Origin of the sequence: Amycolatopsis pretoriensis, assembly GCF_900107925.1 — a bacterium.
In the GTDB taxonomy this organism is placed as follows: domain Bacteria; phylum Actinomycetota; class Actinomycetes; order Mycobacteriales; family Pseudonocardiaceae; genus Amycolatopsis; species Amycolatopsis pretoriensis.
Genome location: NZ_FNUJ01000006.1, coordinates 38,222 through 57,856 on the forward strand (window position 1 = coordinate 38,222; position 19,635 = coordinate 57,856).

Annotated in this window: 22 protein-coding genes; 14 read left to right on the forward strand and 8 right to left on the reverse strand. The window is 72.3% G+C overall.

Annotated elements, in window-relative coordinates; genetic code table 11:
• Positions 1-20 precede the first annotated feature (20 nt).
• Complete coding sequence (locus BLV96_RS26090; protein ID WP_086683193.1) at positions 21-818, reverse strand: GntR family transcriptional regulator; 798 nt, start codon at positions 816-818, stop codon at positions 21-23.
• A 117-nt stretch (positions 819-935) separates the two neighbouring features.
• On the opposite strand from BLV96_RS26090, the gene BLV96_RS26095 reads away from it, so the two are divergent.
• The 3 genes from BLV96_RS26095 to BLV96_RS26105 are packed head-to-tail and all read left to right on the forward strand — an operon-like array spanning position 936 to position 3,736.
• Positions 936-1,805 carry a Cgl0159 family (beta/alpha)8-fold protein gene (locus tag BLV96_RS26095; protein ID WP_086683190.1) on the forward strand — a complete coding sequence of 290 codons (870 nt, stop codon included), beginning with the start codon at positions 936-938 and terminating at the stop codon, positions 1,803-1,805.
• Between the two features lie 50 nt (positions 1,806-1,855).
• Entirely contained in the window at positions 1,856-3,346 is a 1,491-nt protein-coding gene (locus tag BLV96_RS26100; RefSeq protein ID WP_086683186.1) for a CoA-acylating methylmalonate-semialdehyde dehydrogenase, read from the forward strand.
• 39 nt (positions 3,347-3,385) lie between these two features.
• The gene (locus BLV96_RS26105; RefSeq protein ID WP_086683184.1) at positions 3,386-3,736 is read left to right on the forward strand and encodes a hypothetical protein; all 351 of its coding nucleotides are present in this window, start codon (positions 3,386-3,388) and stop codon (positions 3,734-3,736) included.
• Here the strand turns inward: BLV96_RS26105 and BLV96_RS26110 are convergent.
• On the reverse strand, positions 3,733-4,299 hold the full coding sequence (locus BLV96_RS26110; protein WP_086683181.1) for a TetR/AcrR family transcriptional regulator: 567 nt from the start codon (positions 4,297-4,299) through the stop codon (positions 3,733-3,735). The genes BLV96_RS26105 and BLV96_RS26110 overlap by 4 nt on opposite strands.
• A 198-nt stretch (positions 4,300-4,497) precedes the next feature.
• Here BLV96_RS26110 and BLV96_RS26115 point away from each other — a divergent pair, with 198 nt between their 5' ends.
• The 6 genes from BLV96_RS26115 (at position 4,498) to BLV96_RS26140 (ending at position 12,535) form a co-directional block, all read left to right on the forward strand.
• Entirely contained in the window at positions 4,498-4,950 is a 453-nt protein-coding gene (locus BLV96_RS26115) for a (2Fe-2S)-binding protein (protein WP_086683179.1), read from the forward strand.
• Positions 4,937-5,899 (forward strand): FAD binding domain-containing protein, encoded by a 963-nt coding sequence (locus BLV96_RS26120; protein ID WP_086683176.1) that lies wholly within the window; start codon positions 4,937-4,939, stop codon positions 5,897-5,899. The genes BLV96_RS26115 and BLV96_RS26120 overlap by 14 nt, the downstream gene beginning before the upstream one ends.
• The gene (locus tag BLV96_RS26125; RefSeq protein ID WP_086683173.1) at positions 5,896-8,070 is read left to right on the forward strand and encodes a xanthine dehydrogenase family protein molybdopterin-binding subunit; all 2,175 of its coding nucleotides are present in this window, start codon (positions 5,896-5,898) and stop codon (positions 8,068-8,070) included. Before BLV96_RS26120 ends, BLV96_RS26125 begins: the two co-directional genes overlap by 4 nt.
• A gap of 155 nt (positions 8,071-8,225) precedes the next feature.
• Positions 8,226-9,656: a carboxylesterase/lipase family protein gene (locus BLV96_RS26130; protein WP_086683170.1), complete on the forward strand. Its 1,431-nt coding sequence runs from the start codon at positions 8,226-8,228 to the stop codon at positions 9,654-9,656.
• An 85-nt stretch (positions 9,657-9,741) separates the two neighbouring features.
• Positions 9,742-11,019 (forward strand): sensor histidine kinase, encoded by a 1,278-nt coding sequence (locus tag BLV96_RS26135; protein ID WP_086683167.1) that lies wholly within the window; start codon positions 9,742-9,744, stop codon positions 11,017-11,019.
• Positions 11,020-11,104: 85 nt separating this feature from the next.
• The gene (locus tag BLV96_RS26140; RefSeq protein ID WP_086683164.1) at positions 11,105-12,535 is read left to right on the forward strand and encodes an APC family permease; all 1,431 of its coding nucleotides are present in this window, start codon (positions 11,105-11,107) and stop codon (positions 12,533-12,535) included.
• Here BLV96_RS26140 and BLV96_RS26145 read toward each other — a convergent pair.
• A complete protein-coding gene (locus BLV96_RS26145; protein ID WP_086683162.1) occupies positions 12,532-12,888 on the reverse strand; it encodes a hypothetical protein in 357 nt (118 codons plus the stop codon). The two genes, BLV96_RS26140 and BLV96_RS26145, sit on opposite strands and share 4 nt — an antisense overlap.
• A gap of 135 nt (positions 12,889-13,023) precedes the next feature.
• On the opposite strand from BLV96_RS26145, the gene BLV96_RS26150 reads away from it, so the two are divergent.
• Positions 13,024-13,449: a DUF2269 family protein gene (locus BLV96_RS26150; protein ID WP_086683159.1), complete on the forward strand. Its 426-nt coding sequence runs from the start codon at positions 13,024-13,026 to the stop codon at positions 13,447-13,449.
• Here the strand turns inward: BLV96_RS26150 and BLV96_RS26155 are convergent.
• The 5 genes from BLV96_RS26155 to BLV96_RS26175 form a co-directional block, all read right to left on the reverse strand.
• Positions 13,446-14,123, reverse strand: coding sequence for a GNAT family N-acetyltransferase (locus tag BLV96_RS26155; RefSeq protein ID WP_086683156.1), 678 nt, complete (start codon positions 14,121-14,123; stop codon positions 13,446-13,448). The two genes, BLV96_RS26150 and BLV96_RS26155, sit on opposite strands and share 4 nt — an antisense overlap.
• Before the next feature lie 61 nt (positions 14,124-14,184).
• Entirely contained in the window at positions 14,185-14,805 is a 621-nt protein-coding gene (locus BLV96_RS26160; RefSeq protein ID WP_086683154.1) for a hypothetical protein, read from the reverse strand.
• Between the two features lie 78 nt (positions 14,806-14,883).
• Complete coding sequence (locus BLV96_RS26165; RefSeq protein WP_086683206.1) at positions 14,884-15,294, reverse strand: VOC family protein; 411 nt, start codon at positions 15,292-15,294, stop codon at positions 14,884-14,886.
• A gap of 71 nt (positions 15,295-15,365) precedes the next feature.
• Positions 15,366-15,923, reverse strand: a complete 558-nt coding sequence (gene pspAB, locus BLV96_RS26170) for a PspA-associated protein PspAB (protein WP_091389542.1) — start codon at positions 15,921-15,923, stop codon at positions 15,366-15,368.
• Positions 15,924-16,148: 225 nt separating this feature from the next.
• Positions 16,149-17,138, reverse strand: coding sequence for a zinc-dependent alcohol dehydrogenase family protein (locus tag BLV96_RS26175; protein ID WP_086684366.1), 990 nt, complete (start codon positions 17,136-17,138; stop codon positions 16,149-16,151).
• An 82-nt stretch (positions 17,139-17,220) separates the two neighbouring features.
• Here BLV96_RS26175 and BLV96_RS26180 point away from each other — a divergent pair, with 82 nt between their 5' ends.
• The 4 genes from BLV96_RS26180 (at position 17,221) to BLV96_RS26195 (ending at position 19,633) form a co-directional block, all read left to right on the forward strand.
• Entirely contained in the window at positions 17,221-17,541 is a 321-nt protein-coding gene (locus BLV96_RS26180; RefSeq protein WP_086684369.1) for an ArsR/SmtB family transcription factor, read from the forward strand.
• A gap of 70 nt (positions 17,542-17,611) precedes the next feature.
• Positions 17,612-18,052, forward strand: coding sequence for a MarR family winged helix-turn-helix transcriptional regulator (locus tag BLV96_RS26185; protein ID WP_086684372.1), 441 nt, complete (start codon positions 17,612-17,614; stop codon positions 18,050-18,052).
• On the forward strand, positions 18,049-18,852 hold the full coding sequence (locus BLV96_RS26190; protein WP_167379741.1) for an ABC transporter ATP-binding protein: 804 nt from the start codon (positions 18,049-18,051) through the stop codon (positions 18,850-18,852). Before BLV96_RS26185 ends, BLV96_RS26190 begins: the two co-directional genes overlap by 4 nt.
• Positions 18,812-19,633: an ABC transporter permease gene (locus tag BLV96_RS26195; RefSeq protein WP_086684375.1), complete on the forward strand. Its 822-nt coding sequence runs from the start codon at positions 18,812-18,814 to the stop codon at positions 19,631-19,633. Before BLV96_RS26190 ends, BLV96_RS26195 begins: the two co-directional genes overlap by 41 nt.
• The last annotated feature ends 2 nt before the right edge of the window (positions 19,634-19,635 follow it).

Consider the following 19,635-nt stretch of genomic DNA (forward strand, 5'->3'; position numbering starts at 1 on the left):
GCCCGGTTTTCGCCGGATCGCTACTGGGGACCGTTCGTCAGCGACAAGTTGAACGTGTAGCGCGACGCCCGGTAGACGTGCCAGCCGTACTCGACCACTCGGCCCGAATCGTCGTACGTCGTGCGCTGCATCGTCAGCAGGGCCGCTCCCGGGTCCTCGCCCAGCAGCTCCGCGTCCTCTTCCGTCGCCAGCCGGGCGCCGATGTTCTGCTCCGCCGCGTGCAGGCGCACCCCCGCCGAACGCAACAACTGGTAGAGGCCCTTTTCCCGCAGTTCGGCGTCCGTCGGGTCGATGACGCCGTCGGGCAGGTAGTTGTTCATCAACGCCAGTGGCTCGCCGTCGGTGGAGCGGATGCGGGTCAGCCGCCGCACGTGGGTCAGGCCCGGCGCCTCGAGCAGCCCGGCCACCTCGGCGTCCGCTTCCTCGGTGCGGTTGGCCAGCACCACCGACTCCGGCTTGCCGCCGAGCCCGGCGAGGTCGTCGAACAGGCTGCTCAGCCGCAGCGGCCGCGCCACCTTCGTCCGGACGACCTGCGTGCCGACGCCGCGGCGCCGCACGAGCAGGCCCTGGTTGACGAGCGTCTGGATCGCCTGCCGGAGGGTGGGCCGCGACAGCCGCAGGTTCGCCGCCAGGTCCACCTCGTTGCCCAGCCGGGCCCCCGCCGGCAGCCGGCCGTCCTCGATCGCGTGCTGCAGCTGCCGGGAGACCTGGAAGTACAACGGCTCGGGGCTGCCCGGGTCCAGCACGATCTCCCGGCCGGGATCCCAGGCCGGGGGGAACGTGACGTCCACGCGGGACGACGGCGGAGGGGTGCTCATCACCGGGAGCCTACCGCCGACGGAGCGTCTGTAGCGATGACCTGATGTCCATATGTCTTGACAAAGTCCGCGCTCGCTGGCAATGTCGATCTCGTACCGGCCGAAGGGGGCACTGCTGTGACCGACGTGGTGCGACGTCTCGTCGCGAAACGGGTGCACGAACCGGAAGCGATCGCCGAAGCGGCCGCGAACCGGGTCCGGGCCGGGTCGCCGTTCAACGACAAGGGCCGGACGATGATCATCGCCGCGGACCACCCCGCCCGCGGCGCCAACGCGGTGGGCGGCAACCCGACGGCGATGGCCGACCGGGGCGAGCTGCTGGAGCGGCTGTGCCTCGCGCTGGAACGCCCGGGCGTCACCGGCGTGCTGGCCACCGCGGACGTCGTCGACGACCTGCTGCTGCTCGGCGTGCTGGACGGCAAGACCGTGCTCGGGTCGATGAACCGGACCGGGCTCGCCGGGTCGAGCTTCGAGATCGACGACCGGTTCGCCTGCTACGACGCCGAAGCGATCGAGCGGATGGGGTTCGACGGCGGCAAGACCCTCACCCGGATCTGCCTCGACGACCCGGCCACGCCGAGCGTCCTGGAGAACACCGCGAGGGCGATCAACGACCTGGCCGACCGCAAGCTGATCGCGATGGTCGAGCCGTTCCTTTCGGTCTGGGCCGACGGGCGGCTCAAGAACGACCTCTCCCCCGACGCCGTCATCAAGTCGATCACGATCGCCGCCGGGCTCGGCCGGTCGTCGGCCTACACGTGGCTCAAGCTGCCCGTGGTCGACGACATGGAACGCGTGCTCGCGTCCTCGACACTGCCGGCGGTGCTGCTCGGCGGCGAGGTCAAGGACGCGGACGCGGCGTTCGCGGCCTGGCAGCGGGCCCTGACCCAGCCGACCGTGCAGGGCCTGGTGGTCGGGCGGTCACTGCTCTACCCGCACGACGGGGACGTCGCCAAGGCCGTCGACACGGCGGTGGGGCTGCTGTGAACCCCGCACCGCGCCCAGGCAGACCCAGCACCACTGACGGCAGGAGCACCGTGAACACCATCGAACACTGGATCGACGGCACCGCGACGTCCGCGGGCTCCACCCGTACGGCGCCGGTCTTCGACCCGGCCACCGGGAAGCGGCAGTCAGACGTCCTCCTCGCCGAAGCGTCCGATGTGGACACCGCGGTCGCGGCCGCGAGCAAGGCCTTCGGGTCCTGGGGCGAATCTTCGCTGTCGCAGCGCACCAAGGTGATGTTCGCCTTCCGGGAGCTGCTGGTGACGCACGAGGACGAGCTCGCGCGGATCATCTCCAGCGAACACGGCAAGGTCGTCGACGACGCCCGCGGCGAGATCGTACGCGGCCGCGAGGTCGTCGAGTACGCCTGCGGCATCGCCGACGCCCTCAAGGGCAGCTTCTCCGGCCAGGTATCCCGCGACGTCGACGTGCACGACTTCCGGCAGCCCCTCGGCGTGGTCGCCGGGATCACGCCGTTCAACTTCCCGATCATGGTGCCGCTGTGGATGCACCCGATCGCCATCGCCACCGGCAACACGTTCGTCCTGAAGCCGAGCGAGCGCGACCCGTCGGCGTCGAACTTCGTCGCGCGGCTGTACGCCGAGGCCGGCCTGCCCGACGGCGTGTTCAACGTCGTGCACGGCGACAAGACCGCCGTCGACGCACTCCTGGACCACCCGGAGGTCGCGGCGGTGTCGTTCGTCGGCTCGACCCCGATCGCGAAGTACGTGCACGAGCGCGGCACCGCGTCCGGCAAGCGCGTCCAGGCGCTCGGCGGGGCGAAGAACCACGCGGTCGTCCTGCCCGACGCCGACCTGGAGTACGCGGCGAACCACCTGACGGCGGCCGCGTTCGGCTCGGCCGGACAGCGGTGCATGGCGATCTCGGTCGGCGTGGCCGTCGGCGCGGCGGGCGACAAGCTCGTCGAGATCCTCGAGCGCAAAGCCCGCGAAGTGAAGGTCGGCCCCGGCTCGGACCCGGCCAGCGACATGGGACCGGTCGTCACCGAGGCCGCCCGCGAGCGCGTGGTGAACGCCGTCGCCGGAGGTGCCGAGCAGGGTGCGTCGGTGGTGGTCGACGGCCGCGGCCTGCGGGTCCCCGGGCACGAGGAGGGCTTCTTCGTCGGACCGTCCCTTTTGGACAACGTGACGACCGACATGGCCGCGTACCGGGAGGAGATCTTCGGCCCGGTGCTGGCGGTCGTCCGCGCGGAAACCGTGGACGAGGCCATCGCGATCATCAACGCCAACCCGTACGGCAACGGCACGGCGATCTTCACGGGCAGCGGCGAGGCGGCGCGCAAGTTCCAGCGCGAGGTCAAGGTCGGCATGATCGGCGTCAACGTGCCGATCCCGGTCCCGATGTCGTACTACTCCTTCGGCGGCTGGAAGGACTCCCTCATCGGCGACAGCCCGATCCACGGCCCGGAGGGCGTGCGCTTCTACACGCGGGCGAAAGTGGTCACGACCCGCTGGCCGCACACGAGCACCGCGGCGGCCTTCACTTTCCCGACGTCGAGCTAAGCGGAACTACGACCTCCGGTTTTTGGTATCGTGGCCGCCATGGGTTACCGAGGTCCGCTTCCGAAGAGCGCGGTCGACCGGGTCAACACCTGCGTCGGCTCGCTCCGGACATCACCGCGCTGGGGCTCCCTGGTCCGCCGGCACCTCACGGTGGTCACGTACACGGGACGCCGGTCGGGACGCACGTTCAGCACCCCCGTCGGCTACCGGCGGGCGGGCGACGTCGTCACCATCGGCGTCCGCCTGCCGGACGCGAAGTCGTGGTGGCGCAACTTCACCGGCGACGGAGGCCCGCTGTCCCTCGAACTCGACGACACCGATCGCACCGGGCACGCCATCGCCCGCCGCGATGCCCGAGGCCGCGTCACGGTGACCGTCGAGCTGAGCTAGCGGGCCATCCCGTGCCAGAGGAGGTCGGCCAGGCTCGCCGCTTCGCCGCGCCAGTCGCCGGCCGGGTCGAGCAGGAGCAGGCCCGCCAGGCCGCGCAGCACGATCACCGGGTCGAGGTCCGGGCGCACCGTGCCGGCCGCCGCGTTCGCCTCCAGCAGTGCCGCCATCGCGCCGATCATCGCCTCGTACGCGCTCGCGGGCAGCTCGCCGCGGGACGCCGTCGCGCGGCGCAAAGCATCAGCGAGCCCCTTCTTCGTCATCATGTAGTGCGCCAGGTGGTCGGTGACCCACACCCGGAACGCCTCCGCCGGGCCGTGCTTCTCCAGCAGCACCGGCACGATGTCGACGATGTGCCGGACCTCGCGCTGGTAGACCGCGAGGATCAGCGACTCGGGTGTCGGGAAGTGCCGGTACACCGTGCCGACGCCGACTTCGGCCTGCTTCGCGATCGTGTTGAACGAGACCTCGCCCGTCCGGGCCAGCGACTCCCCCGCCGCGACGAGGATGCGCTCGTGGTTGCGCCGGGTGTCCGCGCGCCGGGGGCTGACCGAACCCGTCGTCATCGTCCTCCCGTCCACCGAAGTACCGTCCGCCGAATCTAACCCAGACCTGGAGCAACTCCAGCGTGACCGCTTCGTTGCGAAGCGGATTGTAATCCGCTAGCCTCGCGAACGGGTGAAGCGGATGACTATCCGCTCCCTCTAGTTCGCCGCCACCACCACCGTCAGGCACAGATCCGGACGAGCTGCGGAAAGAGACCTGTGGACATCTCACTCGAAGTCAACGGCAGTACCGAACACCTGGACGTCGATCCCGGTGTGACCCTCCTCGACGCGCTGCGCGAGCGGCTCGACGTCACCGGCCCGAAGAAGGGCTGCGACCGCGGCCAATGCGGCGCCTGCACCGTGCACGTCGGCGGCCGCCCCGTGCTCTCGTGCCTCACCCTCGCCGCCACCGTGAAGCAGCCGGTGACCACCGTCGAGGGGCTGGCCACCGAGGACAAGCTGCACCCGGTGCAGCAGGCCTTCGTGGACCAAGACGCCCTGCAGTGCGGGTTCTGCACCGCCGGGCAGATCATGTCGGCGGTCGCCGCCGTCGAGCAGGACGTCGAAGACGTGCGGGAGTTCATGTCCGGCAACATCTGCCGGTGCTCGGCCTACCCGAACATCGTCAAGGCCGTCGAGCAGGCGAGGCGGGCCGATGCGTCCGTTTGAGCTGACCGCGCCCACCACCGTCGAAGACGCGCTCGCGACCCCCGGCACGTTCCTGGCCGGCGGCACGACGCTGGTCGACCTCATGAAGCTCGACGTCCTCACGCCGCGGCACGTCCTGGACATCAACCAGGTCCCGCTGCTCGGCATCGACACGAGCGACGGCCTGCGCTTCGGCGCGCTGGAGCGGATGAGCGCCATCGCCGCGCACCCGCAGGTGTACCCGGCGATCTCGCGCGCCCTGCTGCTGAGCGCGTCCCAGCAGATCCGGAACATGGCCAGCATCGGCGGGAACCTGTTGCAGCGCACCCGCTGCTCGTACTTCCGCGACGTCGCGATGCCGTGCAACAAGCGCGAGCCGGGCAGCGGCTGCTCCGCGATCGAGGGCGCCAACCGGATGCACGCCATCCTCGGCACGAGCGACTCCTGCGTCGCCACGCACGCGAGTGACGTCGCCGTGGCTCTGGTCGCGCTCGACGCGCGGCTGAAGCTGGCCGACGCCGAAGGCACCCGCGAAGTGGCCTTGCGCGACTTCTACCAGCTGCCCGGCGACACCCCGGCCCTGGAGAACGACCTGCGGCCCGGCGAGCTGATCACCGAGGTGGTCGTCCCGCGGCTGGACTGGGCGGCGAACTCGACCTACGTCAAGGTGCGCGACCGGCAGTCCTACGAGTTCGCGCTGTGCTCGGCCGCCGTCGCGCTGGACGTCCGCGACGGCGTCATCGCCGACGCGCGGATCGCGGCCGGCGGCGTCGGGACCGTGCCGTGGCACCTGCCGGCCGTCGAGGACGCGCTGCGCGGTGCGCCCGCGACCCAGGCGAGCTTCGAAGCCGCCGCGGCCGTGGCCGCCGACGGCGCCCGGCCGTTGGCGCACAACGCGGTCAAGGTGCCGCTGCTGAAGCGGACGATCGTCCGCGCACTGCTCGAACTGACCGAGGAGAGCACCCGATGATCACCCGGCTGGACGCGCCGCTGAAGGTCACCGGCGAGGCGAAGTACGGCGCCGACCACACCTTCCCCGGCCAGGCCTACGGCTACGTCGTGCTCAGCACGATCGCCCACGGCGAGCTCGAGGCGATGGACTTCTCCGCCGCGCGGGAAGCGCCCGGCGTCATCGGCGTGTACTCGCCGTTCGACCCGCTGAAGCTGAAGACGGCGACCTCGCCGCTGTTCGGCGAGACGTGGGTCCCGCTGCAGACCAAGGAAGTCACCTACTACGGCCAGCCGATCGGCTTCGTCGTCGCGGAGACGTTCGAGCAGGCGCGGGACGCGGCCGGGCTCGTGAAGGTGGCCTACCGCGAGCTGCCGGCCAAGACGTCGCTCACCGACGGTCTCGCCGACGCCGAAGACGCGCCCCCGGGCCGGGACGGCGAAGGCTCGACCCTCGAAATCCTCGAGGACGGCGTCGAGTCCATCGCGGACGCGTTCGCCGCGAGCCCGGTCGTCGTCGAAGCCACCTACTCGACCGCGACGCAGAACCACGCCGCGATGGAGCCGCACTCCGCCGTGGCGGTGTGGGACGGCGGCGAAGTGACTGTCTACAGCGGCAACCAGGCGTCGAACCTGCAGGCGATGGAGCTCGCCAGCGCGCTCGACGTCCCGCTGGAGGCCGTGCACTGCGTGAACCCGTTCGTGGGCGGCGCGTTCGGCGGCAAGGGCCGCACGTCGGCGCCGGCGTTCCTGGCCGCCGCCGCGGCGCGCGACCTCGGCCGGCCGGTGAAGTCCACGCTCGCCCGCGAACAGGTCTTCACCGCGACGGCCGGCCGGGCCGCGACGGTCCAGACCATCAAGCTCGGCGCGGAACGCGACGGCTCGCTGGTCGCGCTCAGCCACGACTCGTGGTGCAGCACGGACACCGCGCGCTCGTTCGTCGAACCGACCTCGCACGGCACCTCGCGCGAGTGGTACGCGACGCGGAACCTGGCCATCAGCCAGAAGATCGTGCCGCTGAACGTCCCGCCGACGACGTTCATGCGCGCGCCCGGCGAGGCCCCCGGCTCGTTCGCGCTGGAGAGCGCGATCGACGAGCTCGCCGAAGCGCTCGGCATGGACCCGGTCGAGCTGCGGATCAAGAACAACTCGATCGCCCCGCCGGGCAAGGACCTGCAGTGGGCGAGCAAGCACCTCGACGAATGCTTCCGCGTCGGCGCGGCCCGGTTCGGCTGGCAGCACCGCCGGCCGGGCGGGCACACCGACGGCGACTGGCTCGTCGGCCTGGGCGCGGCCACCGCGATGTTCCCCGCCCTGCGGTTCCCGGCCACCGTCGGCATCACGCTCAACGCCGACGACACCGCCGAAGTCGGGACGAGCGGCGCGGACCCGGGCACCGGCCTGCTGACCGTGCTTTCGCTGATCGGCGCCGAATCGCTGGACATCCCCGCGGACCGGATCACGCCGAAGCTCGGCGACTCGGCCCTCCCGCCGGGCGGCCTGTCCGGCGGCTCGACGGCGACGGCGAGCGCGGGCACGGCGATCATGATCGCCGCGACCAAGGCGATCGACGAGCTCGTCGCCCTGGCGTCGGACCCGGGCGCGCCGTTCGAAGGCGCCGAAGTCACCTACGCCGACGGCCGCGTCTTCGCCGACGGGCGGAACATGACGTTCGGTGAGCTGCTGCGGACGCTGGGCCGCGAAAAGCTCGAGGTGACCGGCTCGTCGGCGCCCGGCGAGGAGCTGACCAAGCACTCGTTCAGCTCGTGGGGTGCCCAGTTCGTCGAGGTCCGCGTGCACAAGTGGACGCGCGAGGCCCGCGTGTCGCGGATGCTCGGCGTCTTCGACGCGGGCCGGATCATCAACGACAAGGCGGCCCGCAGCCAGCTGATGGGCGGCATGATCTGGGGCATCTCGGCGGCCCTGCACGAGGGCTTGGAGATCGAGCCGAACGGCCGGCTCGCCAACGGCGACTTCGCGAGCTACCTGCTCCCGGTGAACGCCGACATCCCGGAGGTCGACGTCCAGTTCGTCGAGTACCCGGACACGCTGCACAACGCGGTCGGCGCGCGCGGGCTCGGCGAGATCGGCACAGTCGGCATGGCCGCGGCGGTCGCCAACGCCGTGCACAACGCCACCGGCATCCGGGTCCGGCACATCCCGATCACCATCGAAGATCTGCTCGAAGACTGACCGGCCGCGCCGGTGCGTTCGGCCACCTGGCCGAACGCACCGGCGCCGTTACCCATCCGCGACAACTCCCGCGACGGTCGCCCATGACGGCGGCCCGTCCCCGGTCCTAGGCTGTCGGGCACTCTCCCCGATCTTCCCCGAAGGGACCACCCGGCATGACCGACCCCGTCGTCCCCACCACGTCCGGCGCGGTCCGCGGTCAAGTCACCGCCGCCGGCTTCGCGCTGTTCCGCGGCATCCCGTACGCCGCCGCGCCCGAGGGCGACCTGCGCTTCGCCGAACCCGTCCCGGCCCCGCCGTGGGAGGACGTGCGCGACGCGCTGAGACCGGGTCCGACCGCACCGCAACGCCGGCACGACGTACCCGGGCTCGACCTGTCGCCCCTCACCGGCGCCGGCTGGCGGCCCGGCCCCGAGTACCTGACCGTCGACGTCTGGACGCCGCGGCTCGGCGCGGCCGGCCTGCCCGTGCTGGTGTTCGTGCACGGCGGCGCGTTCCTCGGCGGCACCGGGTCGGCGCCGGTCTACGACGGCACGTCGTTCAACCACGCCGGCGCGGTCCTGGTGACCGTTCAGTACCGGCTCGGCGTCGACGGCTTCCTGCCGCTGGACGGCGGCACGACGAACCTCGGGCTGCGCGACCAGCTGGCGGCGCTGCGGTGGGTCCAGGAGAACATCGAAGGCTTCGGGGGCAACCCCGGCAACGTCACCTTCTTCGGCGCGGCCTCCGGTGCGGTGAGCGTCGCGTGCCTGCTCGCTTCCCCGCTCTCGCAAGGGCTTTTCCACAAAGCGATCGTCCAGAGTGGACACCCGGACATGGTCCGCGACTTCGTCCAGGCGCGCCGCCTCGCCCGCGTGATCGCCGACGAGCTCAAGTCCGAACCGACCGCCGAGGCGTTCCGGAAGGTGTCGACCGAGCAGCTGCTCGACGCCCAGGACGCCGTCCTGCGCCCGGGTGGCGCGCCCGACCTGCGCGACGCGCTCGGCTACGACCGCGGGTACGGGCTCAGCCCGTTCCTCCCGGTGGTCGGCGACGACGTCCTGCCGCAGCACCCGGCCAAGGCGATCAAGGCGGGCGCCGGCCGCGACGTCGACCTGGTCGTGGGCAGCTGCAGCGAAGAGATGCGGCTCTACCTGGTGCCCACCGGCGCGCTCGACGCGGTGACCGACGACCAGGCCGTGGCGTCGCTGGCGGTGTCGCACCCCGACCCGGCCGGCGTGCTCGAGCGGTACGGCCTCGGCTCGGACGCGCCGGCGGGCGACGTCCTCGTGGGGGCTCTGACCGACCTGGTCTTCCGCGACGGCGTGCGCGACCTCGCGGAAAACCACGCCGGCCGCACCTTCCGGTACGAGTTCGAATGGGGCTCACCGCTGCACGACGGCGCGCTGGGCGCGTGCCACGGGCTCGAACTGCCCTTCGTGTTCGACGCGCTCGGGCCGCTGTCCGGGCCGCGGGGCCTGCTCGGCGAAAACCCGCCGCGGGAGCTGGCCGACGACCTCAACGGCGCGTGGTACCGCTTCGCCGCCACCGGGTCGCCCGGCTGGCCGGAGTACACGGGCGAAGACACGCTGTTCCACACGTACTGACCCCACCCCGCAAGCGGTTGACGACTCCCCCGCCGCGCTGCCAGGCTCAGACCGCCCGGACGGCCGGACGAAATGGGGACCACCGATGCCCGAGGCGGGCTCCGCCGCACCGCCGCGCGCGCTCGTTCGCACGCTGCTGCGCAGCGGCACACCCCCGGAACCCGCGCAGCCCCCGGACGAGAACAGCGACCTCGCCGCCGTCGGCGACGCGACGCTCGCCCGCGCCGCGCGCTACTGGGTCGTCGTGCCGCTGACCTACCGGATCGCGGCGTTCGTCAAGGTGTTCATCGGGTTCGCCGCGGCCAACGGCAAGCTCGGGCTCGGGCCGGTGCTGGCCGCCACGGTGTTCGCCGTCGCGGCCAACACCGCCGCGGTGGCCTGGGTGCTGCGCGCGGGCGGCCTGCGGCACCGCATCACCGGGCGCGCCTTGGCCCTGGACCTGGCGGTGGGCGTGCTGCTCAACTTCGCCGTCGCCGCGACGGCCCCGGCATCGGTGCAGCCGTTCGCCGTCGACGTGTCGTGGACGTGGCTGGTCGGCGCGGTCGCCATGTGGGCGGGCACGTCCGGGCTGCCCTCGGCGTTGTGGCTGCTGGTGGCGGCCGCCCCGCTCCGGGCGCTCCTCACGCTGGCCGGCGGCCTGCCGCTGAGCGACCAGCTGTCGGTGACCCGCTCGATCGGCTGCATGGTCGCGCTGGCGGTGGCGATCGTCATCGCCGCGGGCATCCTCATCCTGCTCGGCGCCGGTACCCGGTTCGCCGTCGACATCGGGATCCGGCGCGGGCGCGAGGCCGAGCGCCGCCGGACCCGGCGGCTCATGCACGACCACGTGCTGCAGACGCTGGAAGCGCTTGCCATCTCGGCGCCCGGCGACGACACGCACGCCGTGTCCCGGCTGTCGGAGGTGCGCTCGGTGGCCAAGGCGGAGGCCGCCGAGATCCGCCGGCAGATCACCGAACCGGTGCCGAGCGGGACGACGCGCGGGTTCGCCGTCGAGCTCGCCGACGTCGCGACCGAGATGGCGCGCGACGGCCTGCGCACCCAGCTCGTCGCCGCGGACTTCGCCGACGACCACAAGCTGTCCCAGGACCGCCGCACCGCGATGTGCGAGGCGGTGCGGGAAGCGTTGCGCAACACCGTCAAGCACTCCGGGACGAAGCAGGTCGTGCTGCGCGTGGAGGAACGCGACGGCGGGATCGCGGTCGTCGCCCGCGACCAGGGCCACGGTTTCGACGTCCACGACCGGCCGCCGGGCTTCGGCATCACGCAGTCGATCAAGGCCCGCCTGGCCGAGGTCGGCGGCCACGGCACGGTCGACTCCCAGCCGGGCCGCGGCACCCGCGTGACGATGTGGGTGCCGGGCTAGGCAACGGCCGTGCGCTCGAGTCCAAGACCGCGGCCACCCCGGCGGCGCACCATGCCCGGACAAGCCACGCGGGAGGAGAATCCCCATGTCCGACGCACTGCGCCGCGACGCGCTGGGCACGCCGGGTGTCGTCTTCCTCGTGCTGGCCGCCGTCGCGCCCCTGACCGGCATCGTCGTCATCGCCGCGCTGGGCATCGCGCTCGGCAACGGCGGGGGCATGCCCGGCGCGTTCCTGCTCGCCGCCGTGATCCTGGTGCTCTTCGGCGTCGGCTACGCGCAGATGAGCAAGGTCGTCACCGGCGCGGGCGGGTTCTACGTCTACGTCACCAAAGGCCTGGGCCGCCCGATGGGCCTGGTCGCCGCGCTGATCGCGCTGCTGGGCTACAACTGCTTCGTCGCCGGCGCGGTCGGGACGAGCGGGTTCTTCACCGCGAACGTCGTCGAGCAGGTCTTCGGCTGGCACACGCCGTGGCAGCTGTGGAGCCTGCTCTCCGCCGCGGCGGTGTTCGCGCTCGGGCGGCGCGGGGTCGACGTCAGCGCGAAGGTGCTCGGCGTTTCGCTGGTCCTGGAGGTGTCGATCCTGCTCGTCCTCGACGTCGCGGTGGCCGTCCGGACCGGGCTGGACGTCCACGCGTTCGCCCCCGGCGTCGTCTTCACCGGCTCGGTCGGCGTCGCGTTCCTGTTCGCCTTCAACGCTTTCGTCGGCTTCGAGGCCACCGGGTTGTTCAGCGAGGAGGCGCGGGACCCGCTCCGGACGATCTCCCGCGCGACCTACACCGCGATCGTCCTCATCGGCGTCTTCGCCGCCTTCACGACGTGGGCGATCGTCAGCGCGACGACCGTCGCCGAGGCCGGGAAGACCGCGCAGGACCACCTCGCCACCGGGGACCTCGTCTTCTCGATCAGCCGGACCTACCTCGGCTCGTTCCTCACCGACGTGATGATGCTGCTGCTCGTCGTCAGCCTCTTCGCGGCTTTGCTGGCGCTGCACAACTCCGCGACGCGCTACCTGTTCGCGCTCGGCCGGGCCCGGGTGCTGCCTGCCGTCCTCGGCCGGACGAACGCGGGCAACGGCGCGCCGTACGTCGCCAGCGGGACGCAGATCGGGCTGGCGACGCTGATCGCGGCGGTCTACGCCCTGGCCGGGCTGGACCCGCTCGCCGACCTCACCGCCAGCATGACCGGCATCGGCACCCTCGGCGTGATCGCCCTGCAGGCGCTGGCCGGGGTCGCCGTCGTCGCGTTCTTCCGCAGGCGGCGCGACCCCCGGATCTGGCGCACCGCGGTGGCTCCCGGCCTCGGCGGGCTCGGCCTGATCGCCGTGACGACGCTGGCGTTCCTCAACTTCCCCACCCTCGCCGGGTCCGACGCGCCGGCGATCGCGCTGCTGCCGTGGCTGCTGGCCGTCGCCGTGCTCGGCGGGCTCGGGCTCGCGGCCTGGCTGCGAAGCCGTCGTCCGGACGTCTACGCGGGACTGGACGACCTCGGACTCGAAACCGAGCCCGCGACCCGTTAGGCCGCGCGCCGGGCGTCGCGCTCGGCGGCCAGGCTCGCGCGGCAGGCCGCGGTCAGCCGGGTGGTGGCGGCGCTGCCGCCGTGGCCGCAGCGCGGGCAGGTCATCGCGACCCGCCGCGTCAGCTCGTCGACGGCGACGCACAGCTCGGTGCGGCAGCCGCGGCACCAGCGGTGCCGGGTGACCGGGCTGACGTGTGCGGGCGAGGCGACGCACTGGTGGATCCACCGGCCGTGCACGTGGCAGGTCAGGCGGTCGTCCGGCGCCAGCAGGCCCATGTCCTCGGCGTCGTCTTCGGTGGCGAGCAGGACCGGCAGGCTGCGGACCCGGGTGGTGGTGCACGTCGTGGTGGTCATCGCGTTCCCCTTTCCCTACCCGTTCGTCGAAGGGAGGCACGCGGATTCGACATCCCGACATGGTTGGCCGGAACCCGGCGGTTTGTGGCATTCCAGCCACTCCCCGGCTCGCCCACGGACCACTAGCTTCGGCGCGTGTCGAAAATCCTGCTCTCGGTCCACGTCCTGGCGGCGGTGCTCGCCGTCGGCCCGGTCGCCGTCGCGGCCAGCATGTTCCCCGCCGCCGTCCGGAAGGGCGACGTCAAGGTCGCGACGATGCTGCACCGGATCTGCCGCGTGTACGCCTACGCCGCCATCGCGGTGCCCGTCTTCGGCTTCGGCGTCGCCGGCACGATGCACGTGATGGGTGACCCGTGGCTGCTCACGTCCATCGGGCTGACGGCCGTCGCGGCCGCCGTCCTCGCGTTGCTGGTGCTGCCGAGGCAGAAGCGGTTCCTGGCCGAGGAGTCCACTTCGGACAAACTGGGCCGGCTCGCGATGGTCACCGGCGTGTTCAACCTGCTGTGGGCGGCGGTGACGGTGCTGATGATCGTGCGGCCGGGCTCCTCGACCGGCGCTTAACCCGGCACGCGCACCGCGACGAAGTCCGGCCGCCGCCGCAGGGCGAACCCGAGCGAGAGGTAGAGCCGGATCGCCGAGGTGTTGCTCGCGGCGGCGTGCATCATCGGCGTCTCACCGCGCTCGCGGATGCCGGCCGCCACGGCGAGCACGAGCCGCGTCGCGAGGCCGTGCCCGCGGTGGGCCGGGTCGGTGCAGACCGCGCTGATCTCGGTGTAGCCGGGCGGGTGCAGCCGCTCCCCCGCCATCGCGACCAGCGCGCCCCCGCGCCGGATCCCCAGGTACGTTCCGAGCTCGACGGTCCGCTTGCGGAACGGCCCCGGCTTCGTCCGCTCGACGAGGTCGAGCATCTCCGGCACGTCCGCGAGCCCCAGCCGCACGGCTTCCGGTTCCGGCGCGGCCGCGACGCCCTCGTCGACCAGCTGGACACCGGGCAGCTCGTCGAGCACTTCCCAGCCGGCCGGCGGCCGCGCGGCGGTGGCGGCGAGCACGACGACCGCGCCCGGCCCGCCGAGCGCGGCGACGTCCCGCCAGTCCTGCTCGCCCGGGTCGTCGGGCAGGCCGAGGAAGGGCGCGACGTCTTCGGGGTAGCGCAGCACGCGCCCGCGTCGTTCGGCGAAGCGGGCGTGCGGGCCGTTCAGCGACGTCCACGTCGGGTTGTCCAGCGGAGAAGCCATGCGTCCAGGATGCGGAAAACGGCCGGTCGACCGGGGGTGCTCCCACATCCTGAGCAAGCGCTCAGCCGACCGTCGTCAGCTCCTCGTCCGAGAGCACGCCCGACCCGGCCGACACCACGAGCCGGCGGCCGCCGACCTGGTAGGTGTAGTCGCCGTTCTTCGCGACGAAACCGTCGCCCGAAGCCTCCGCCGGCAGCACGATGTGGGTGTCGTCCGAAGCCGCCTGCCCACGGGCCTGGCCGTCGTAGAAGATCCGGCCGTCGGGCACCCGGCAGATGGTGATCAGCGACTTCGGCGTCTGCGCCACCAACAGGGCTGTCCCGGCGCCGCCGGGCAGGTACCGGGCGGCGTCCCCGGGGCACGGCTTGCCGTCCGGCGTCGCGGAGGTCGTCGGCGGTGGGGTCAGGGGGTTCGCCGTCGTGACCACGGTTTTCGTGGTGGGCAGGGCGGGGGTCGTGTAGGACGGGAACGGCCCGGACGCGTCCGGCGACGGCTTCGAGCGCCCGGTGAACAGCAGGACCCCGCCCACCGCGACGCCGGCGACGAGCATGAGGGTCAGCAGCACCCACAGCGCCCGCGCGCGAGCCCGGCCCGGGGCCAGGCTCGCGCAGGTGCCGCACCGGCCGGCGGCGGCGTCGTTGACCGCGCCGCACTGCGCGCACGTCCAGGGGGAACCCGCCATCGGGCCTCCTTCGCCCCGGCGCGGGACCACGCCGGCCACTTCATCGTCACCGACGCGGGCGCGGGCTGCAACGCGCCGTTAGGCCTGATGGACCACGTTCACCATCCACGGGATGCCGAACTTGTCGATGCAGGAACCGAATTCGTCGCCCCACATCTGCTTTTCGAACGGAACCGTCACGGTGCCGCCGTCGCTCAGCTTGTCCCAGTAGCCGCGCAGGGTGCCGGCGTCGTCGCCGCTGAGGCTGACGGTGATGTTCGTGCCCGGGTTGTGCTCCATGCCGGCCGGGGTGTCGGACGCCATGAGCGTGTAGCCGGCGTCGGTTTCCAGCTGGGCGTGCATGACCTTGTCCGCGTCCGCCCCTTCGGGTGACCCGAATTCCCCGAACGTGTTCACCTTCAGGGTGCCGCCGAAGACGCCTTTGTAGAACTCCATCGCCTGCCGCGCCTCGGCGCGGAAGCTCAGGTACGGGTTGAGCACGGAAGCCACTGCGATCTCCTTCTCCTCGAACGAGAGCAGCATCTTCGCAGAAGCCCGTGACCTCGACAAACGCGAGAATTTCAGACGACGAACCGGCGGTGCGCGTGCGGTTCCAACGGCAGCGCGCCGTGCAGCGCGGCCCGGGCGCGCAGTTCCAGCGCGCGGTCCAGCGGCGCGGTTCCGGGCACCGCGGCGGTGTGGAACGTGCCGCGGTCGAACAGGTACACCAGCGCGAGCTTGCGGTCGCGGCGGCCGGTCGGCTCGGCGAACTCGACGGTCGCCGACCGCAGGCAGCCGCCGTAGCCCGCCCGGGCCAGCCGGTCGGCGACGTCGACCAGGTCGCCGGTCAGCACGCGCAGGTCGCGGTCGCGGCGCCAGCACCGGACCGTCGAGCGGCCGCGCAGGTCCTGCGTCACTAGCGGGTGCACCGCGAGCCGGGCCGACGTCGCGGCGATCAGCTCCGCGTCGGTGCGGGCCAGCGCGTCCCCGTCCACCTTGAAGCCGACCGTGCCGCCGCCGGTGGGCGCCAGGCCGAGCGCGGCGCGCATCCGCGGGGCGGCCGCGGCGAGGGTGTAGAGGGACTGCAGGTGCGGGCGGGACGTCCAGCACCGGACGAACTTGCTGTCCAGCAGGGTCACGGGCGTTGTGTCCTATCTCGGGTAGAGAAAGACCGCCGGGCCGGGCGCACTGGCAATGTCCACAGTGGACGTCAGGCGCGGGGACGCGGGGTCGGAAAGGACAGCATGCGCCCGCGATCGGCGGTTCCGGTCCGGAACCACGCGATCACGCGGCGAACGGCAGCACTTCGCCGCCGAACGGTCACCGCGGGTCAGGTTCAGCCGATCAGCGGTATCCCTTTCGCCTCACGCGGAGGTGAGCACGACCTTCCCGAAGTTCTCGCGGCTCCGGAACCGCTCGAGGGCCGCCGGGGCGTCGTCGAAGGCGAACACGCTGTCGACGACCGGTTCGATCGGCCGCACCGCGAGCTGACGCAGGAGGTCTTCGGTGTCCTCGCGGCTGCCGACCCAGATCTTCCGCACGGTCGCGCCGCTGCGGAACAGGTCCATGAACTCGACCGGCGGTCCTTCGGCGCCGACGAACCCGACGAGCGCGATTTCGGCGTGGTGCGTCCCGGCGGCGACGAGCGACTGCGCGAACGTGCCCGGCCCGCCGACCTCGACGATCCGGTCCGCGCCCCGGCCGCCGGTCGTGTCGAGGACCGCCTTGCCCCACTCGGGGGTCGCCCGGTAGTCGATCACGGTGTCCGCGCCGAGCTCGGTCAGCTTCGCCGCTTTCTCCGGGCTGGACGTCGTCGCGACCACCCGCGCGCCGAGCGTCTTGGCCAGCTGCAGGGCGAACAGCGACACCCCGCCGGTGCCGAGGGTGAGCACGACGTCGCCCGGCCGCACCCCGGCCAGCGACGTCCACGCGGTGACGGCGGCGCACGGCAGCGTCGCGCCTTGCTCGTAGGTGAGCGAATCCGGGAGCGCGACGAGCGCGTGCTCGGAGACGGCGCGGTACTCCGCCAGCCAGCCGTCCCGGCCGTTCCCGTAGCCGACCAGCGCGTCCGGCAGCCGGCCGGCGATCCAGTTCGAGTGGAAGGCGTTGAGCACCCGGTCTCCGGTCGCGAAGCGCGTGACGCCTTCGCCGACCGCGGCGACCTCGCCCGCGGCGTCGGACAGCGGGATGAGGGCACCGGAGGCGTTGGTGAAGTGGTCGCCGTCGAGGATGAGCAGGTCGCGGTAGTTCAGCGACGTCGCCCGGACCCGGACGAGCACCTCGCCGCGCTGCGGCTCGGGCACGGGCTCTTCCCGCCGGACCAGACGGCCGGACTCGGCACGGTGGACGCGCACCAGACCTCCTCATGTTAACCAAATGACTAACATCGACCATGGCACAGCTGCCCGCATCCCGGCAACCGGCGATACTGGGACCATGGCCAGCCGCACCGCGACCCCTCTGGAGCACCCGGCCCTCGAGGACGTCACGTTCGCCGAGGCGTGCGATGCCCTGCGCGACCCGCACCGGCTCGCCATGGTCGCCGCCCTCGCGCGCGAGCCCGGGCAGTCGTGCGGCGCGATCATGCCGCCGGTCAGCAAGCCCGCCGCGTCGCGGCACTTCAAGATCCTGCGCGCGGCCGGGTTGCTGAAGCAGTGGGACAGCGGCACCCAGCGGCTCAACGCGTTGCGCCGCGAGGAGTTCGACGCCCGCTTCCCCGGCCTGCTCGACCTCGCTCTCGCCGAAGCCACCCGCTGATCCGGGAGCTTCCTCGCCAACCAGACATTTAGCGTTGCTAATAGTTCTGGGTCAGAGCTACTTTGGCGGCATGACCGAACTCGCCGAGCGGCTCCTGGGCGCCGTGCAGGGGATCCGCCGCGTCGTGCGCCGCCGGGTGCGCGCCGACGTCCCGGGCGCGCCCCTGCCCGGTGCGCAGGTCGAAGTCCTGCGCGTGGTCGCCGACCGGCCCGGCATCGGCGTCGCCGCGGCCGCGCGCGAGCTGCACCTCGCGGCCAACTCCGTCAGCACGCTGGTCAACCAGCTGGTCGACGCCGGGCTGCTGCACCGCGAACCCGACCCCGCCGACCGGCGCGCCACCCGGCTGGAGATCACCGGCGCGGCACGCGAGCGGATGGCCGCCTGGCGGCGCGCCCGCACCGGGCTCGTCGCCGACGCGCTCGCCGGACTGTCCGAAGAGGACACCGCGGCCATCGAACAGGCGTTGCCGGCCCTGGAAAAGCTCATGGGCGTCCTGAAGGAGCAGCCATGACCGAACCCGCGGTGCGGTGCACCGGTGTCAGCCATTCGTTCGGCACGACCCGCGCGGTCGACGGCGTCGACCTGGAGATCGCGCCCGGCGAGGTGTTCGGCCTGCTCGGCCCGAACGGCGCCGGCAAGACCACGACGCTCCGGATGATCACGACACTGCTGCCGACCGCGCCGGACCACATCACGGTCTTCGGTGTCGACGTCGCACGCCGCCGGATGGCCGTGCGGCGGCTGATCGGGTACGTCCCGCAGCAGCTGTCCGCGGACGGCGCGTTGACCGGCCGCGAGAACGTCGCGTTGTTCGCCCGGCTCTTCGACGTCCCGCGGGCCCGGCGCGCCGGCGAGGTCCGCCGCGCCCTGGACCTCGTCGGGCTGGCCGACGACGCCGACCGCGTCGCGAAGGGTTATTCGGGCGGCATGATCCGCCGGCTCGAGCTCGCCCAGGCCCTGGTCAGCTCGCCGCGGCTGCTGATCCTCGACGAGCCGACGATCGGACTCGACCCCGTCGCCCGCTCGGCGGTGTGGGAGCGGATCACGCAGATCCGCACCGACACCGGCATGACCGTGCTCGTCACGACGCACTACATGGACGAGGCCGAGCAGTACTGCGACCGCGTCGCGCTCATGCACACCGGCCGGGTCCGGGCGCTGGGCACCCCCGCCGACCTCGAGACCGACCTCGGTCCGGGGTCCACATTGGACGACGTGTTCCGCGCGGTCACCGGCGACCGCCTCGAAACCGACGAAGGAGGGATCCGCAGTGTCCGTGCCGCTCGCCGCACCGCCCGCCGTCTCGGCTGACCCCGGCCCGCTGCGCCAGGCACGCATCCTCGCTGCCCGCGTCGGCGCGATGTGCCTGGTGGAGCTGCAGAAGCTGCGCCGCGACCAGACCGAGCTGCTCACCCGGGCGATCCAGCCCGCGCTGTGGCTGCTGATCTTCGGCGAGACGTTCACGCGGCTGCGGGCGATCCCGACCGGCTCGACGCCGTACCTCGACTACCTCGCGCCCGGCATCCTCGCGCAGTCGGCGTTGTTCATTTCGATCTTCTACGGCATCCAGATCATCTGGGAACGCGACGCGGGTGTGCTCGCCAAGCTCCTGGTGACGCCGACCCCGCGCGCCGCGCTCGTCGCCGGGAAGGCGTTCGCCGCCGGGGTCCGCGCGCTCGTCCAAGCCCTGATGGTGCTGATCCTGGCCGCGATCCTCGGCGTCGGGCTGACCGTGAACCCGGTGAAGCTGCTGGCGATGGCGGTCGTGCTCGTGCTCGGGTCGGCGTTCTTCTGCTGCCTGTCCATCGTGATCGCCGGGATCGTGCTGTCGCGGGAACGGCTGATGGGCATCGGGCAGGCGATCACGATGCCGCTGTTCTTCGGGTCGAACGCGTTGTACCCGGTGGACCTGATGCCGTCGTGGCTGAAGGTGCTCAGCCACGTCAACCCGCTGAGCTACCAGGTCGACGCGCTGCGCGGGCTGCTGATCGGCACGCCCGCCCACCTCGGGCTCGACTTCGGCGTGCTGGCCGCGGCGACGGTCGCCGCGATCGCCGTCGCGTCGGCGTTGCTGGGCAGGTTGGCCCGTTGAGG

Coding starts and splice junctions, on each gene's coding strand:
- BLV96_RS26190 (WP_167379741.1), top strand. CDS start 18,049: ATGACCGAACCCGCGGTGCGGTGCACCGGTGTCAGCCATTCGTTCGGC.
- BLV96_RS26120 (WP_086683176.1), top strand. CDS start 4,937: ATGCGTCCGTTTGAGCTGACCGCGCCCACCACCGTCGAAGACGCGCTC.
- BLV96_RS26125 (WP_086683173.1), top strand. CDS start 5,896: ATGATCACCCGGCTGGACGCGCCGCTGAAGGTCACCGGCGAGGCGAAG.
- BLV96_RS26140 (WP_086683164.1), top strand. CDS start 11,105: ATGTCCGACGCACTGCGCCGCGACGCGCTGGGCACGCCGGGTGTCGTC.
- BLV96_RS26155 (WP_086683156.1), bottom strand. CDS start 14,123: ATGGCTTCTCCGCTGGACAACCCGACGTGGACGTCGCTGAACGGCCCG.
- BLV96_RS26145 (WP_086683162.1), bottom strand. CDS start 12,888: ATGACCACCACGACGTGCACCACCACCCGGGTCCGCAGCCTGCCGGTC.
- BLV96_RS26090 (WP_086683193.1), bottom strand. CDS start 818: ATGAGCACCCCTCCGCCGTCGTCCCGCGTGGACGTCACGTTCCCCCCG.
- BLV96_RS26185 (WP_086684372.1), top strand. CDS start 17,612: ATGACCGAACTCGCCGAGCGGCTCCTGGGCGCCGTGCAGGGGATCCGC.
- BLV96_RS26130 (WP_086683170.1), top strand. CDS start 8,226: ATGACCGACCCCGTCGTCCCCACCACGTCCGGCGCGGTCCGCGGTCAA.
- BLV96_RS26135 (WP_086683167.1), top strand. CDS start 9,742: ATGCCCGAGGCGGGCTCCGCCGCACCGCCGCGCGCGCTCGTTCGCACG.
- BLV96_RS26105 (WP_086683184.1), top strand. CDS start 3,386: ATGGGTTACCGAGGTCCGCTTCCGAAGAGCGCGGTCGACCGGGTCAAC.
- BLV96_RS26180 (WP_086684369.1), top strand. CDS start 17,221: ATGGCCAGCCGCACCGCGACCCCTCTGGAGCACCCGGCCCTCGAGGAC.
- BLV96_RS26160 (WP_086683154.1), bottom strand. CDS start 14,805: ATGGCGGGTTCCCCCTGGACGTGCGCGCAGTGCGGCGCGGTCAACGAC.
- BLV96_RS26110 (WP_086683181.1), bottom strand. CDS start 4,299: ATGACGACGGGTTCGGTCAGCCCCCGGCGCGCGGACACCCGGCGCAAC.